The organism is Mesobacillus thioparans (genome assembly GCF_965138835.1).
In the GTDB taxonomy this organism is placed as follows: Bacteria; Bacillota; Bacilli; order Bacillales; family Cytobacillaceae; genus Mesobacillus; species Mesobacillus thioparans.
Window position 1 is genome coordinate 1 of the sequence record NZ_CBCSFH010000013.1, and the last position, 15,346, is coordinate 15,346.

Below are 15,346 nucleotides of genomic sequence, written 5' to 3' on the forward strand. Positions count from 1 at the left end.
CCAGCTCCAGCGCCTAGCCCCTCGAGACGCTTCGGTCCTGCCAATGAAGTCAAAGAACGACTTCACTGTCAGGCCCTCCAGCGCTTGTCGGGGCTGAACAAGGCGCTTGCGCTTTTTGTTCTTGCTTTGAACCATACAACAATCAACTAGGGTTATACTGGATCCAACCCTCAGAGTCCTCATCCTCTGAATTCTTCTGCTCCATCATGTCCTGGCCTTTTTCATAGGCGGCAGTGAGCGGGCAGTAGCGGACGATTCCTTCCCCGACTTTCATCGCACCAAGCATCGCAACAAAAAGATAGGAATCCTTCCATGGACGCTTAACCATTTTAGAGGTCGACCATGCCAGGATCGTCAAACCTGCTGTAATTCTCACAAGTGAATTGATGATACCAATATTCGGACGTACCTTCATGTTCCATCGCTCCTTTTTAAATACATTTACAGTTAATTTGAAATTCTTTAGTGCGTTAAACAGCGAAATATGTTACGATAGTACAATAATGTAAGGGCTTTCTTTTAAAAAAACGAGAAATGTCCAGCTCCAGCGCCTAGCCCCTCGAGTCGCTTGTCCAGTTTCGCCTCCTAGAAACTCCGAAACTTCAACTCCGCCGGCAGAAGCAAAAAGCGCTTCTGCCGGCGGAGTCTCCAGTTTCTGCGTTTCTGGACAGTCGGCTATACTTTTCGATTTCGGTCCGACCAATGAAGTCAAAGACCGACTTCACTGGTCGGCCCTCCAGCGCTTGTCGGGGCTGATCAAGGCGCTTGCGCTTTTCGTTTTAACATAGAGAAAAGGGGAACATGGTATGGAACAACGTTATCGCTGGAAAAACAAACAATTGCGCAACCATGCTGCTGTTTTGGACGGCACCCTTTCACCGACGATCTTATTGAAAAATGCAACGTATTTGAACCAGACATTCCGCAAGTGGATGACTGCGAACATATGGATTTACAATGACAGGATTGTGTATGTTGGTGAAAACCTGCCGGAAAATACGCAGCGGTGTGAAATAGTGGATTGCGCCGGAATGAAGCTGGTGCCGGGTTATATAGAACCTCACGCCCACCCATTTCAACTTTATAATCCCCATTCTTTCGCTGCCTATGCATCGCAGACGGGGACGACTACACTGATCAATGACAATATGGTGCTTGCTTTACAATTGGATAAAAAGAAAGCGTTTTCTTTTATCAATGAGTTGAATGACAACCCGGTCACGATGTACTGGTGGAGCCGTTTTGACGCGCAGACGGAAATCCAGCATGAGGAGGAGGTATTCTCCAACGGCAATGTCAGAGCATGGCTTGAGCATGAAAATGTTGTCCAGGGTGGCGAGCTGACCTGCTGGCCGAAGCTGATGAACGGAGATGACATGATCCTTCACTGGATGCAGGAAACGAAGCGTCTGCACAAGAAGATCGAGGGGCATTTCCCTGGTGCATCAGAGAAAACACTGGCAAAAATGATGCTGTTCGGCGCGGATTGCGACCATGAGGCGATGACGGGCGAGGAAGTCAGAAGAAGACTGATGCAGGGATATATGGTATCGCTGCGCCATTCATCGATCCGGCCTGATTTACCGAAGCTGCTCGATGAAATCCATGAGCTGGACATCGCAGTGTATGACCGTTTTATGATGACAACGGACGGGGCATCGACGGCGTTTTACGAAAATGGTGTGATCGATGAATTGATCCGGATTGCCATCGATCATGGAGTTCCGGTTATCGATGCCTATAATATGGCGACAATCAATGTGGCGCGCTATTATAATTTTGAGCATCTGCACGGGAACATTGCGACCGGCAGGATTGCGAACATCAACATCCTGAGCGATGAGATGAACCCTACTCCTGTTTCGGTGCTGGCAAAGGGCCAGTGGGTGAAGCGCGATGGTGAGGCAATTGATGCAGCAAAAGAATTGAATTGGCCGGAGATGGGTTTTGCTCCGTTGAAAATGGATTGGGATTTAACGATGGACGATCTGCAGTTTTCGATGCCATTCGGAATCAAGATGGAGAATTCAGTGATCACGAAGCCATATTCTATCTCGATTGATGTGTCCGAAGAGCAATTGTCCTCAAAGCATGATGAATGCTTCTTCACACTGATCGACCGCAATGGGAATTGGCGCATCAATACGGTCCTTAAGGGCTTTGCCACCGATTTGCAGGGGCTTGCGAGCTCGTTCTCCAATACCGGTGACATTATTTTAATCGGAAAAAACAAGCAGGATATGATCGCTGCTTTTAACAGGATGAAGGAGCTTGGCGGCGGCATTGTTGCCTGTGAAAATGGAATCCCTGTCAGGGAAATCCCGCTGAGACTCCAGGGCATCATGTCGAGCCATCCGGTAACGGAGCTGATGGCGGAGGAAAAGCATTTGCTGGAATATTTGAAGGATAAGGGCTACAAATTTGCCGATCCGATCTATTCCCTGCTATTCTTCTCATCAACGCATTTGCCGTACATCCGCATCACCCAGCAGGGCATCTATGACGTGATGAAAAAAACGGTACTCTTTCCAACGATAATGCGTTAAAATATAAAAGTGCTTCTAGAGATAGACAGCCATGAATGAACTAGGTTCAAGGGGTGGCGAAAATGAGAAAAACATGGATCGCTGTGCTGGTTGCGGCAATGGTGCTTGCAAGCGGATGCAGCAGCAAAGAGACAGAGAAAAAAGAAACAGTTAAAGAACATAAAGAAAAAGAAGTAGAAACAGTTGAAAAGGAAACAGAAGAGCTGCCGTACCGATTCCCGCTGACTGGAGTGGGCAGCAAAGAGGAATCCTCGGACAGGGCAGTAGCAGTGATTGTCAATAACCACCCGAAAGCCAGGCCGCAATCTGGCCTTCCTGAAGCTGACATCGTATACGAAGTTCTGGCTGAAGGCGGCGTAACAAGATTCGTGGCGCTTTTCCAGAGCGAGAAGCCTGAAAAAGTCGGCCCGGTCCGCAGTGCGCGGGAATACTTCATCGGTCTGGCATCAGGGTTTGACAGCTTTTTCATCGCCCATGGATACAGTCCTGAAGCGAAGGAAATGTTAGAACGCGGCGAAATAGATAACATCAACGGAATGCAATATGACGGTACCTTGTTCAAGCGAGCCGATTTCCGTAAGGCACCACATAATTCGTATATCACTTTTAAGAATATCTTGAAGGGCGCGGAGATGAGAGGATATGGGATGGACAAAGCTCCTGAACCTGCTGTATTCTTGATCGGTGAGGAAGCCGGTCAGCTGGAGGGAACTCCGGCGGAAGACTTCATGGTATCCTACGGTTCGCCGTCGTTCGATGTGATTTACGAGTATGATGCTGACCAGCAGAAGTACCACCGTTTCAACGGCAGTGAAGAAACAGTTGACCTTGAGTCGAAGGAACCTGTTCTGCTCGACAACATCCTTGTCGTGCAAATGAACCATAAGATCGTCGATAATGCCGGGCGCAGGGAAATCGATATGAAGTACGGCGGCAAGGGCTATCTGTTCCAAAAAGGCAAAGTGAATGAGATACAATGGAAAAATGAAGCTGGCAGGATCGTCCCTTATAAAGATGGGTCAAAAGCTGGTTTCGTTCCCGGGAAGACATGGATCAACATTGTCCCATCAATCAGCGATGTCTCATTCGACTCTCAACAATAAAATTCTGAGTGAATTAAGGGGTAGACTATATGCAAATTGATAAATTAAGAGGCAAGGAACTAGACCAATTATTCAAGGCGGTTTTATCGCTTAAGGATCTTGATGAAGCGTACCGTTTCTTCGATGACCTGGCAACAGTGAACGAAATCCAGTCACTCGCGCAGCGCCTTGAAGTGGCCCGCATGCTTCGTGAAGGCAAGACCTACCATAAAATCGAAACAGAAACAGGCGCGAGCACAGCAACGATTTCACGTGTCAAACGCTGCCTGAACTATGGAAACGACGCCTACGAAATGGCGCTCGAACGATTGAAAGAACAGGAAAATGGCGAAAAAGCGAAATAGTTTATGACAGAGGACGGAACCAGTTGTGGTTCCGTTCTTTTTTGCGGGTTGATAAAATTGGAAAAAATCATGGATAATTTCCAATTCGCTATAAAAATGAAAAAGTCGCTATAAAAATGATTTTTTCGCTATAAAAATGAAAAAATCGCTATAAAAATGAAAATTCCGCTATAAAAACGGAAAAGTCGCTATAAAAAAATAATATCGCAATACTTCAAATCGAACCTGGCTAAGCTGCGTATATAAACTACTTAAAAACTACTGAGAAAGTTAAAAAAAACACAGATTATTTCCAGTTCGCCAATAAAATCGGAAAATCGCCAATAAATTTTTATTTTCTCCAATAAACATGTGAAAATCGTTAATAAAACTGTGAACTTCGCCAATAAACTAGGTTACCAGTTATTTTAAAAGGGTAGGGGGTAGATAAAATATACATTTTGGAGTGAGTTGATGGGGGCAAGCTTGACGGTTATTGCAATAGTAATCATTTATTTAGGCATTATGATCATGATTGGGTACATATCTTCGAAAAAAATCAATGATAATGAGGATTTTCTTGTGGCGGGACGGAAGATGGGTCCGTGGCTGCTGGCGGGAAGCCTTGCTGCGACTGAAGTGGGCGGTGGGTCGTCGCTCGGGGTGGTTGAAAAAGCTTATGGAGACTGGGGGCTGTCGGCCGTCTGGTATGTCATCACAATGGCGATTGCCTTTGTCGTGCTGGCGTTCCTTGCGCCTATGCTGCGGGAAGCGGCTGTAAAAACAGTACCGGAATACTTCCGCAGGCGGTACGGGGAAGCAAATTCACTGGTAACATCCATCATCATGCTGCTGCCGATGGTCGGTCTGACGGCGGTGCAGTTCATCGCCTCAGCGACGATCCTGTCGGTGATGACGGGCTGGAGCTACACGGTTTCGGTCATCATTGTCACTGTTGTTGTCACGTTATACAGTGTGATGGGCGGCATGTACAGTGTAGTTTACACCGATGTGGTCCAGTGGATTTTCATCATCGTCGGGATGGTGCTGATCATTCCGTTCACGCTCCAGGCAGGCGGTGGCTTCGAGCAAGTGACGGCCAATATTCCTGAAGCGAAATGGAGCCTTGTCGACGGTGCGGGCTGGGGAACGATCATTGCGCTGGTCGTGATGTATATTGCTTCCTTCACGGTTGGCCAGGAGGCGGTCCAGCGCTATTATTCTGCTAAAGATGGCAAGGCGGCGAAGCACGCTTCCTATATTACTTCGTTCGTCTATGTGCTGTTCGCGTTCATCCCTGCGATGATCGGTCTGTTTATGTATGGCATGGTCGAAAACGGCCAGATCGACGGTGGCATGCTGATGGAAAGAGGCGCGCAGTACGCATTGCCCGTACTGGCGATGGAGGTGCTGCCGGATGTAGTCACAGGCATCCTGTTCGCCGCGCTGATTTCGGCAACGATGTCGAGCGCATCAAGTAATCTATTGGCGGCCGGCTCCATTTTCACCAATGATATTTACCATCAATATATCAACAAGGAAGCAGCGGATAGGAAGCTATTGAAAATGGTTCGCTACACGATGTATGTCGTTTCTGTCTTCGCTTTGCTGACAGCGATCTGGAATGTCTCGGATATTATCACGCTATTGATGTTCTCTTTTACTTTGAGAGCGGGAGGCGCCTTCATTCCTTATGTGCTCGGGCATGTCTGGGAAAAAGCGACCCCGGCAGGCAGCCTGGCGTCCTTGTTCCTTGGCAGTCTCGCAGTCTATCTTGGCGAAAAGGAATACATCAGTTTCTTCGGGCTTGATCCTATTTATCTCGCACTGATTGTGAGCGGCATCAGCTTCTATGTTTTTTCAAAATTGTTCAAAGAGCAATACGAGCATCGCGATTTGTAAAGAAATCGCTGAAAAGCGTTCCGGAAGGCGGGACGCTTTTTTCTGCATATATAGGAGTGTTCATTTAATTTTACTGTGAAAACAGCCTGGCGTCATCGCTTGCGGATTTCTCGCAAACAACCTTATGTTTCCTTTTTTATATACCAGCAACAAATGCTATAATGGTGGAATGGATAGATAGAATGGGGGCAATTCTGGGATGTACGATGTTCGCGAGTGGAGACATGTGTTCAAACTCGATCCAAATAAAGAGATCACTGATGATGAATTAGAAAGAATTTGCGAGTCCGGGACCGACGCGATTATGGTTGGTGGAACGGATGGGGTCACGCTTGAAGGCGTGCTCGATTTGATGGCCCGCGTCCGCCGGTACACGGTTCCGTGCATTCTCGAAGTATCGACGATCGACTCGATCACGCCGGGATTCGATTTTTATTTTATCCCGACGGTGCTGAACAGCGGCAATCCAGAGTGGATTACCGGGCTGCATCATAAAGCGGTCAAGGAATATGGCGACCTGATGGATTGGGACGAGCTGAAAATGGAAGGTTATTGCATCCTTAATCCGGATTGCAAGGCAGCCAAACTGACCGAAGCGAAGACCGAGCTTTCAGTCGAAGATGTACAAGCCTACGCGATGATGGCGGAAAAAATGTTCAACCTGCCGATTTTCTATTTGGAATACAGCGGCACGTACGGCAATCCTGAATATGTGAAAGCTGCAAAAGAAGTTCTCGAGCAAACGGTCCTCTTTTATGGAGGCGGGATCGAAACGGCCCAGCAGGCAGCGGAAATGGCTGCACATGCCGATGTCATCGTGGTTGGGAATGTGATCTACAGCAATCTGGATGAGGCATTGAAGACAGTTGCATCAGTAAAGTAATAACTCTGTTGTTTAGAATGCTATTATGAGATAAAATAAGAACAAATGTTTGTATGGTGGTGAAGAGTGTGCAATTTTTGACGGATAAATTATTGAACGGTCTGAATCCGGAGCAGCAGAAGGCTGTCAAGACAGTCGATGGACCGCTGCTTCTGATGGCAGGGGCAGGCTCTGGTAAAACAAGAGTTTTGACACACAGGATTGCGTATTTAATGGTGGAAAAAGGGGTAAATCCTTATAACATCCTGGCGATCACATTTACGAATAAAGCGGCGCGCGAGATGCGCGAAAGAATCCAGAAGATGATGGGCGGAGCGGCAGATGATATCTGGATTTCGACGTTCCACTCGATGTGTGTGCGGATTTTGCGCAGGGACATTGACCGTCTCGGCTATAATCGCAACTTCACGATTCTTGACTCGACGGACCAGCAATCGGTCATTAAGTCGATCTTGAAGGACAAGAACATGGATCCGAAGAAGTTTGATCCGCGTGCGATTTTAGGAACGATCAGCTCGGCGAAGAACGAATTGATCACGCCGGAAGAGTATGCCAAAACAGCTGGGGACTATTTTTCACAGAAAGTCAGCGATGTGTACGAAGAGTACCAGCGTAGGCTTCGTAAAAATAACGCGCTGGATTTCGATGATCTGATCATGTCGACGATCACGCTGTTCATCCGCGTGCCTGAAGTGCTTGAATACTATCAGCGAAAGTTCCAGTACATCCACGTCGATGAGTATCAGGATACGAACAGGGCACAATACATGCTGGTAAAACTGCTCGCGCAGCGCTTCCAGAACCTTTGTGTCGTCGGGGACTCCGACCAGTCGATCTATCGCTGGCGCGGTGCCGACATCGCGAATATCCTTTCTTTTGAAAAGGACTACCCAAAAGCGAGTGTGATTTTGCTGGAGCAGAATTACCGCTCAACGAAGAAGATTTTGCTTGCGGCGAATATGGTCATCCAGAACAATATGAACCGGAAGCCGAAGAACCTTTGGACGGAAAATGCTGAGGGCAACAAGATCATGTACTATCGTGCGGATAGCGAACAGGGAGAAGCACAGTTTGTTATCGGGAAAATCCAGGAGCAGCTTCGCAATGGCCGCAAGCTGTCTGATATCGCGATTCTCTATCGTACGAACGCCCAGTCCCGTGTGATCGAGGAATCTTTCTTGAAGTCAAACATCGATTACTCAATCGTCGGCGGCATCAAGTTCTATGACAGAAAAGAAATCAAGGACATTCTCGCCTACCTGCGCCTGATTTCCAACCCTGATGATGACATCAGTTTGCAGAGGATCATCAATGTTCCGAAGCGTGCGATCGGTTCAACCTCGATTGATAAAATCGCCAACTTCGCAACAATGCATGACCTGTCGATGTTCCAGGCGCTAGAGACGATTGAAATGATTGGACTCAGCCCGAAGGCAGAAAAAGCTGCGGCGGAATTCCGCAACCTGGTCAGCAATTACACTCACCAGCAGGAATACTTGTCCGTGACCGAGCTAGTAGAAGAGGTTCTTGATAAAACAGGCTACCGTGATATGCTGAAGGCGGAAAAATCGCTGGAATCACAGAGCCGACTTGAAAACATAGATGAATTTTTAACCGTAACAAAAAGCTTTGAAGAAAGCAGTGAAGATAAGAGCCTTGTCGCGTTCCTGACGGATTTAGCGCTTGTTGCGGATATCGACCGTCTCGACGATGACGGCGAGAAAAAAACAGATTTCGTCACATTGATGACCCTGCACTCAGCCAAGGGACTCGAGTTCCCGGTTGTGTTCCTGATCGGCATGGAAGAGGGAGTCTTCCCGCACAGCCGCTCCTTGATGGAGGAGGATGAGATGGAAGAAGAACGCCGTCTTGCCTACGTGGGAATCACCCGTGCAGAGGAACAGCTCTTCATTACGAATGCTCAAATGCGTACGCTTTTCGGCCGTACGAACATGAACCCGGAATCACGGTTCATCAAGGAAATACCGGCTGATTTGGTTGAAGACGCCGTGCCAAAAGTCAGAAGGCCTGCTCCAACCAGCGGTGGAAGACCTGCACCAACCAGCGGCGGCAGACCAGGTACTTCAGCAAGACCGTCCATGCCGACCCGCGGAGCTGTGACCCGTCCGGCTGCAGCTGCAAGCGGCGGCGAAGGCATCGACTGGAAGGTTGGCGACAAAGCCCAGCATGGCAAGTGGGGAACAGGAACCGTTGTCAGCGTAAAAGGCTCCGGAGAAGGAACCGAGCTGGATATCGCTTTCCCAAGCCCAACAGGAATCAAGCGACTGCTGGCCAAGTTCGCGCCGATTACAAAGGCTTAATCTATACCATTCTTACAATTAAATTTCTGTCTAGCTCCAGCGCGTAGCCAGTTTTCGTCTCTGCGAGTGCTTCCTCGAGTATCTTGCGAAAAGCATTAGCTTTGAGCAGCTCGAGACGCTTGTCTAGCTGCGGCTCCTAACTCCTCGAGACGTTTCGGCCCTGCCAATGAAGTCAAAGAGCGACTTCACTGTCAGGTCCTCCAACGCTTGTCGGAGTAGGGCAGTCGCCTTCGCTTTTCGAGTTCGGTCCTGCCAATGAAGTCAAAGAACGACTTCACTGTCAGGCCCTCCATCGCTTGTCGGAGCTGACCAAGGCGCTTCCGCTTTTCGGTTATGAAAGGGTTGGATTTATGGATTTTCAAAGTGCTGAGAAAAAAGCCAAGGATTTGCAAAATCTGCTGAACCAATATGCTTATGAATACTATGTTCTTGATCAGCCGTCGGTTCCGGATGCAGAATACGATAGGCTCTTAAGAGAACTGATTGAAATCGAGGAGCAATTCCCTGAATTGCAGACTCCTGATTCGCCTACACTGCGTGTTGGCGGCGAAATTTTAACGATGTTCAACAAGGTGCAGCATGCGATTCCGATGCTTAGCCTCGGAAATGCGTTTGACGACCAGGACCTGCGTGATTTTGACCGCCGGGTGCGCCAGGGTGTTGGTGATAATGTTTCCTATGTTTGCGAGTTGAAGATCGATGGACTTGCGGTGTCCCTGATTTATGAGGAAGGCATGCTCGTGCGTGGTGCGACTCGCGGCGATGGAACAACAGGCGAGGATATTACGTCTAATCTGAGGACAATTCGTTCCCTGCCAATCCGCCTGAAGGAGCCGGTTTCGCTTGAAGTCCGCGGTGAAGCGTTCATGCCGAAGAAGTCTTTTGAAGCGTTGAACAAGAAGCGGAAAGATAGGGAAGAAGAGCCATTTGCCAATCCGCGCAATGCGGCAGCAGGTTCTTTGCGTCAGCTTGATCCCAAGATTGCCGCCTCAAGGAATCTTGATGTTTTCCTTTATGGGATCGCCAATGTCGGTGATACAGGAATCCGTGCTCATAGCAAGGGACTGGACTATCTGGAACAGCTCGGGTTCAAAACGAATAAAGAGCGTCGCAAGGTTGACAGTATTGAAGGTGTCATCGAGTATGTGAACGGCTGGGTCGAAAAGCGCCCGGACCTTCCGTATGATATTGATGGCATTGTCATCAAGGTCGATTCTCTTGACCAGCAGGAAGAGCTGGGAACGACGGCGAAAAGCCCGCGCTGGGCAATCGCTTATAAGTTCCCTGCCGAAGAAGTCGTGACGACTTTGAAGGAGATTGAATTGAGCGTCGGCCGCACAGGTGTTGTCACACCGACAGCCATCCTTGAGCCTGTACAGGTAGCAGGTACAACCGTTGGCCGTGCTTCCTTGCACAATGAAGACTTGATCCGTGAAAAAGATATCAAAATTGGCGACAAGGTCGTCGTCAAAAAAGCGGGCGACATCATTCCTGAAGTCGTGAATGTTCTTGTTGAACAGCGGACTGGCGAGGAAGTCGAGTTCCAGATGCCAACCCATTGCCCTGAATGCGAAAGCGAGCTTGTCAGGATTGAGGGAGAGGTTGCGCTCCGCTGCATCAATCCAAAATGTCCTGCCCAGATCAGGGAAGGCTTGATCCATTTCGTTTCCCGTGATGCGATGAACATCGATGGTCTCGGAGAAAGAGTGGTCAGCCAGCTGTTTGCCCAGGAACTGATCAAGGATGTAGCCGACATTTATAAGCTGACACGTGAGCAGCTGCTGGCCCTTGAACGGATGGGCGAGAAGTCTGTCAACAACTTGATGTCAGCGATTGAAGCGACGAAGGATAATTCATTGGAAAAGCTATTGTTTGGCCTGGGTATCCGCCTCGTTGGCGCTAAAGCGGCGAAGACGTTGGCCCAGGAATTTGGAACGATGGATCATCTTATGGCCGCATCGAAGGAAGAACTGACTGCCATCAACGAAATTGGCGACAAAATGGCCGACTCCATCGTCACGTATTTTGACAACGATGAAGTGAAGGAACTGATTTCCGAGCTGAAGTCTGTTGGCGTCAATATGGAATACAAGGGACCTAAGAAAGTGACCGCAGAAGAATCGGATTCATTTTTTGCCGGTAAAACGATCGTGTTGACCGGAAAGCTTGAACAAATGGGCCGAAACGAAGCGAAAGAAAAGATCGAAGCGCTTGGCGGCAATGTATCCGGCAGCGTCAGCAAGAAAACCGACCTGGTCATTGCCGGAGAAGATGCCGGTTCGAAACTGACAAAAGCAGAAAGCCTTGGGATTGAAGTGTGGAATGAGGAGAAAATGCTTGAAGAATTAAATAAATAAGAGGTGTACACGCCATGAGAAAACTCTCAATGGTCGCTCTATCTCTTGTCCTTTTGCTGACGGCCTGCGCCCCTAATTTTCAAAAACAGGAAGAGGTCGTCCAGAAGAAGGATGATGATACAAAAGAAAAAGCGATTATCCCGAAATACAAAATTTCGGACAAATATTACCGTACCATCATGCCATTTGAGCCAGGGGAGGCCCGCGGCATGGTCGTCAATAATTTGAATACACGCTACGACATCACCGAGTTCGAAACTGGGCTGATGCGGATTGCGCAAAACTCTTTTCCAACAGACAAGTACGTGTTCAAGGAAGGCCAATACCTTGATGGAGGCACTGTGTCCGCCTGGCTGGAACGGGAAATGACCCCTGCCCAGGTTAAGGCGAAGGAAGAAGAGCTGCAGGCCAAGGCTAAAAAAGAAAATAGCACTAAAAAGGTCACAGTGAAGAACCTTGGGCTGAACCCTATCGACTCTGGCAATGGAGATGTCCATGAACGGAATAAAAAGAATCCGATATATCTCGCTCACATCCTCGAGCATGACTATCTCGTCCAATCCGGGGAAAAGGGCACTTACCAGCTTGGCGGCATCGCCATTGGCCTGGCGCTGAATTCCGTCCACTATTATCGTGAGGAAGCATTTGGAGCGGTTTTCGAGAAAAACATCTCCCGTTCCGTCCTTGAGACAGAAGGAAAGAAAATCGCCCAGGAAGTCGTTAAGAGACTCCGGACCATCGACGAGCTAAAGAATGTGCCGATCACGATCGGATTATTTGAGCAGGAAAGCCGTTCTTCAGTCGTACCAGGAAACTTCTTCGCCTTTACAGAAGTTTCTCAGGGAAGCAGTGATATCGGCAGCTGGAAGGATGTTAAAGAAGAGTATATCCTCTTCCCATCCGACAAGGCCCAGAAGGATCACAGGGATGACCTGACATTCTTCCAGAATTTCAAGCAGGATGTCGAAGAATACTTCCCTAACTTCAACGGCGTCATCGGCAAGGGATTTTATGTCGACGGCCAGCTGCAGGAACTGAACATTGAAATTCCTATCCAATTCTACGGAAAAGCAGAAGCGATTGGATTCACCCAGTACTTAACCGGCCTCGTCATGGAGCATTTTCCAAACTATGTCTCCGTGCAGGTCAGTGTCTCCTCCGTCCTCGGACAAGAAGCGCTGATCGTCAAGAAGCCGGACCAGGATGAACCATTTGTTCATATTTATGAGTAAAAGCAAAGCAAAGCAAAGAGCAGATTGGCTCTTTGCTTTTTTGCATTCTTCACCAGAATTGCTGAAGTTGGTTGGATTCCTGAAAGTGCTTCGCTGGGGCGGGATACATATTTTTCTGACAAAGTGTATCGAACAGGCTGTGCATATCGTCTTTATTAGAAACACTTTGAGGAGGAAATACATGGTGAGGCTATGGGCTCTGGGAGGAATACTCCTTATTTTACTAGTGGCGGGTTATGCACGATCATCCAGCTCAATCTCTCTCTCTGCGGAAAATCAACAGGAGATTGAAAGGTACATCCGGGAAGAAGTGATGTCGCCAAACTTCGATGGAGAGATTTTCACCGCCTATGAGATACTGGGATCCAACGAGAAGAAAGGTGAACTATACATCTGGGCGTTAATCCAGGAATATTATAAGGATGGTTCAAAAATGGAGCAAGGTACCGGTATGTCTGTCCCGATGGTTCTGAAGATTGATCAGACAGAAGGTTCCCTACAAGTCATCAGCCACACTATTCCAAGGGATGGGAGCTATTATGCGAATGATATTAAAGACATGTTTCCTTACTTTGCCGAGATAAAAGCCCTTGATTATCCGACAATCCATGTAGATAAGTTGATTAAGAAAATTGAAGCAGAGGTTGCTGGAGAGTAGAGAAGAAAAAGCAAAGAGACAGTTCTTTGATAGAAAGGTTTTCAATAGATTCAGGGGATACCTGCTGATATTCAGTATGTTTTTCTCGCTCTGATCCTTTTATCGGGGAAAATTAGATTATATCGACCACATTTACAATTATATCGACCACTTTTCCCGATATATCGACCAAGTCCATAAATCTGGCCAAATTACAATATTGCCATAATAAATATCAAGAAAATTCGCAATCCAAGACTTGCTAGTACGTTGTCATTGAACACTATGAGATTCTCATGATAGAATGGGAAGGAATGAAAACGTTTTACTACATAGGAGGGGATAGAATGGTTCAGCCATACAAACACGAGCCTTTCACGAATTTTAAAAATGAGGATCACCGTGAAGGATACCTTACAGGATTGAAGACAGTTGAAGGTTATCTTGGCCAGGATTACGACTTGGTGATCGGCGGAGATAGAATCTCGACTGAAGACAAGATTGTATCTTACAACCCATCCAATAAAGAAGAAGTTATTGGACGCGTTTCAAAGGCAAACCGCGATCTAGCTGAAAAAGCAATGCAGGCGGCAGTCGAAGCGTTCAAGACTTGGAGAAAAGTAAAACCTGAGACACGTGCAGATGTTTTATTCAAGGCTGCTGCCATCATTCGCCGCCGTAAGCATGAGTTCTCAGCGCTTTTAACAAAAGAAGCGGGTAAGCCATGGAACGAAGCAGATGCTGATACAGCAGAAGCAATCGACTTCCTTGAGTTCTATGCTCGTCAAATGCTACGAATCAAAGACGGTGTGCCAGTAGAAAGCCGTCCAAATGAATATAACCGTTATGACTACATTCCTCTTGGAGTGGGAATCATCATTTCTCCATGGAACTTCCCGCTGGCGATCATGGCTGGTACAACTGTAGCAGCAATCGTTACAGGAAACACAGTTCTATTGAAGCCAGCTTCAACTACTCCAGTTGTTGCGGCTAAGTTCGTTGAAGTGATGGAAGAAGCAGGCCTTCCTGCCGGCGTCCTTAACTTCGTACCAGGAAGCGGCGCAGAAGTGGGCGACTATCTTGTTGACCACAAAGACACTCGCTTCGTAAGCTTCACAGGTTCTCGTGATGTGGGTCTGCGTATTTACGAGCGCGCTTCTAAATTGAGCGAAGGCCAAATCTGGCTTAAGCGCGTCATCGCTGAAATGGGCGGAAAAGACACGATGGTTGTCGACAGCGATGCTGATCTTGAATTGGCTGCTCAAGCGATCACGGCTTCTGCTTTCGGCTTCTCAGGACAAAAATGTTCTGCATGTTCACGTGCAGTCATCGTTGAAGATGTATACGACCAGGTTCTGAACCGTGTCGTTGAATTGACAAATGAGCTTAAGCTTGATGATCCTACTGATCAAAGTACATTCATGGGCCCTGTAAATGACCAGGGTGCATTCGACAAGATCATGAGCTATATCGAAATCGGCAAGGAAGAAGGCCGTTTGATGACTGGGGGAGAAGGAGACAGCTCAAAAGGCTACTTCATCAAGCCAACAGTAATCGCTGATGTCGATCCACAGGCTCGCATCATGCAGGAAGAAATCTTCGGACCAGTTGTCGCTTTCGCAAAAGCGAAGGACTTCGACCATGCTCTTGAAATTGCGAACAACACAGAATACGGCCTGACTGGAGCGGTTATCACTCGCAATCGTGAAAACATCCAAAAGGCACGTGAAGATTTCCATGTCGGAAACCTTTACTTCAACCGCGGCTGCACAGGCGCAATCGTTGGCTACCAGCCATTCGGCGGCTTCAACATGTCAGGAACGGATTCAAAAGCTGGCGGACCTGACTACCTGATGCTTCACATGCAAGCAAAGACTACTTCTGAAATGTATTAATACAGATCTGGAATCCCCTTCTCGTTGAGAGAGGGGGATTTTTTGTGTTGGTAATATTAATTGCACGGTCAAGACCAGGAATTGCACCATCACCGCGTTTAATTGCACCGAAAAGGGGAAGAATTGCACGTTCTGATGACATAATTG

At 47.8% G+C, this 15,346-nt stretch carries 11 protein-coding genes; 10 read left to right on the plus strand and 1 reads right to left on the minus strand.

Going from position 1 to position 15,346, the window contains the following annotated elements; all coding sequences use genetic code 11:
- Nucleotides 1-142 precede the first annotated feature (142 nt).
- Nucleotides 143-415, minus strand: coding sequence for a YgaP family membrane protein (locus tag ACNAZ4_RS18385; protein WP_415816805.1), 273 nt, complete (start codon nucleotides 413-415; stop codon nucleotides 143-145).
- A 391-nt stretch (nucleotides 416-806) separates the two neighbouring features.
- Between ACNAZ4_RS18385 and ACNAZ4_RS18390 the strand changes: the two genes are divergently transcribed.
- The 10 genes from ACNAZ4_RS18390 to pruA all read left to right on the plus strand — a co-directional run bounded on the left by ACNAZ4_RS18390 (nucleotide 807) and on the right by pruA (nucleotide 15,199).
- Nucleotides 807-2,546 (plus strand): adenine deaminase C-terminal domain-containing protein, encoded by a 1,740-nt coding sequence (locus ACNAZ4_RS18390; protein WP_415816807.1) that lies wholly within the window; start codon nucleotides 807-809, stop codon nucleotides 2,544-2,546.
- A gap of 62 nt (nucleotides 2,547-2,608) precedes the next feature.
- On the plus strand, nucleotides 2,609-3,649 hold the full coding sequence (locus ACNAZ4_RS18395; protein WP_415816809.1) for a DUF3048 domain-containing protein: 1,041 nt from the start codon (nucleotides 2,609-2,611) through the stop codon (nucleotides 3,647-3,649).
- Nucleotides 3,650-3,678: 29 nt separating this feature from the next.
- The gene (locus ACNAZ4_RS18400; protein ID WP_415816811.1) at nucleotides 3,679-3,993 is read left to right on the plus strand and encodes a YerC/YecD family TrpR-related protein; all 315 of its coding nucleotides are present in this window, start codon (nucleotides 3,679-3,681) and stop codon (nucleotides 3,991-3,993) included.
- A gap of 453 nt (nucleotides 3,994-4,446) precedes the next feature.
- Nucleotides 4,447-5,874: a sodium:solute symporter family protein gene (locus tag ACNAZ4_RS18405; RefSeq protein WP_415816813.1), complete on the plus strand. Its 1,428-nt coding sequence runs from the start codon at nucleotides 4,447-4,449 to the stop codon at nucleotides 5,872-5,874.
- 199 nt (nucleotides 5,875-6,073) lie between these two features.
- A complete protein-coding gene (gene pcrB, locus ACNAZ4_RS18410; protein ID WP_415816815.1) occupies nucleotides 6,074-6,757 on the plus strand; it encodes a heptaprenylglyceryl phosphate synthase in 684 nt (227 codons plus the stop codon).
- Between the two features lie 68 nt (nucleotides 6,758-6,825).
- Nucleotides 6,826-9,078 carry a DNA helicase PcrA gene (gene pcrA / locus ACNAZ4_RS18415; RefSeq protein WP_415816817.1) on the plus strand — a complete coding sequence of 751 codons (2,253 nt, stop codon included), beginning with the start codon at nucleotides 6,826-6,828 and terminating at the stop codon, nucleotides 9,076-9,078.
- A gap of 350 nt (nucleotides 9,079-9,428) precedes the next feature.
- Nucleotides 9,429-11,435 carry an NAD-dependent DNA ligase LigA gene (gene ligA / locus ACNAZ4_RS18420; RefSeq protein ID WP_415816819.1) on the plus strand — a complete coding sequence of 669 codons (2,007 nt, stop codon included), beginning with the start codon at nucleotides 9,429-9,431 and terminating at the stop codon, nucleotides 11,433-11,435.
- A gap of 14 nt (nucleotides 11,436-11,449) precedes the next feature.
- Nucleotides 11,450-12,667 carry a CamS family sex pheromone protein gene (locus ACNAZ4_RS18425; RefSeq protein ID WP_415816821.1) on the plus strand — a complete coding sequence of 406 codons (1,218 nt, stop codon included), beginning with the start codon at nucleotides 11,450-11,452 and terminating at the stop codon, nucleotides 12,665-12,667.
- Nucleotides 12,668-12,848: 181 nt separating this feature from the next.
- Nucleotides 12,849-13,325 carry a hypothetical protein gene (locus tag ACNAZ4_RS18430; RefSeq protein ID WP_415816823.1) on the plus strand — a complete coding sequence of 159 codons (477 nt, stop codon included), beginning with the start codon at nucleotides 12,849-12,851 and terminating at the stop codon, nucleotides 13,323-13,325.
- Nucleotides 13,326-13,651: 326 nt separating this feature from the next.
- The gene (gene pruA / locus ACNAZ4_RS18435; RefSeq protein ID WP_415816825.1) at nucleotides 13,652-15,199 is read left to right on the plus strand and encodes an L-glutamate gamma-semialdehyde dehydrogenase; all 1,548 of its coding nucleotides are present in this window, start codon (nucleotides 13,652-13,654) and stop codon (nucleotides 15,197-15,199) included.
- Nucleotides 15,200-15,346: the final 147 nt, after the last annotated feature.

Bases quoted from the DNA above. Each gene is read 5' to 3' on its own strand.
- ACNAZ4_RS18385 (WP_415816805.1), bottom strand. From the start codon at position 415: ATGAAGGTACGTCCGAATATTGGTATCATCAATTCACTTGTGAGAATT.
- ACNAZ4_RS18390 (WP_415816807.1), top strand. From the start codon at position 807: ATGGAACAACGTTATCGCTGGAAAAACAAACAATTGCGCAACCATGCT.
- ACNAZ4_RS18395 (WP_415816809.1), top strand. From the start codon at position 2,609: ATGAGAAAAACATGGATCGCTGTGCTGGTTGCGGCAATGGTGCTTGCA.
- ACNAZ4_RS18400 (WP_415816811.1), top strand. From the start codon at position 3,679: ATGCAAATTGATAAATTAAGAGGCAAGGAACTAGACCAATTATTCAAG.
- ACNAZ4_RS18405 (WP_415816813.1), top strand. From the start codon at position 4,447: ATGGGGGCAAGCTTGACGGTTATTGCAATAGTAATCATTTATTTAGGC.
- pcrB (WP_415816815.1), top strand. From the start codon at position 6,074: ATGTACGATGTTCGCGAGTGGAGACATGTGTTCAAACTCGATCCAAAT.
- ligA (WP_415816819.1), top strand. From the start codon at position 9,429: ATGGATTTTCAAAGTGCTGAGAAAAAAGCCAAGGATTTGCAAAATCTG.
- ACNAZ4_RS18425 (WP_415816821.1), top strand. From the start codon at position 11,450: ATGAGAAAACTCTCAATGGTCGCTCTATCTCTTGTCCTTTTGCTGACG.
- ACNAZ4_RS18430 (WP_415816823.1), top strand. From the start codon at position 12,849: ATGGTGAGGCTATGGGCTCTGGGAGGAATACTCCTTATTTTACTAGTG.
- pruA (WP_415816825.1), top strand. From the start codon at position 13,652: ATGGTTCAGCCATACAAACACGAGCCTTTCACGAATTTTAAAAATGAG.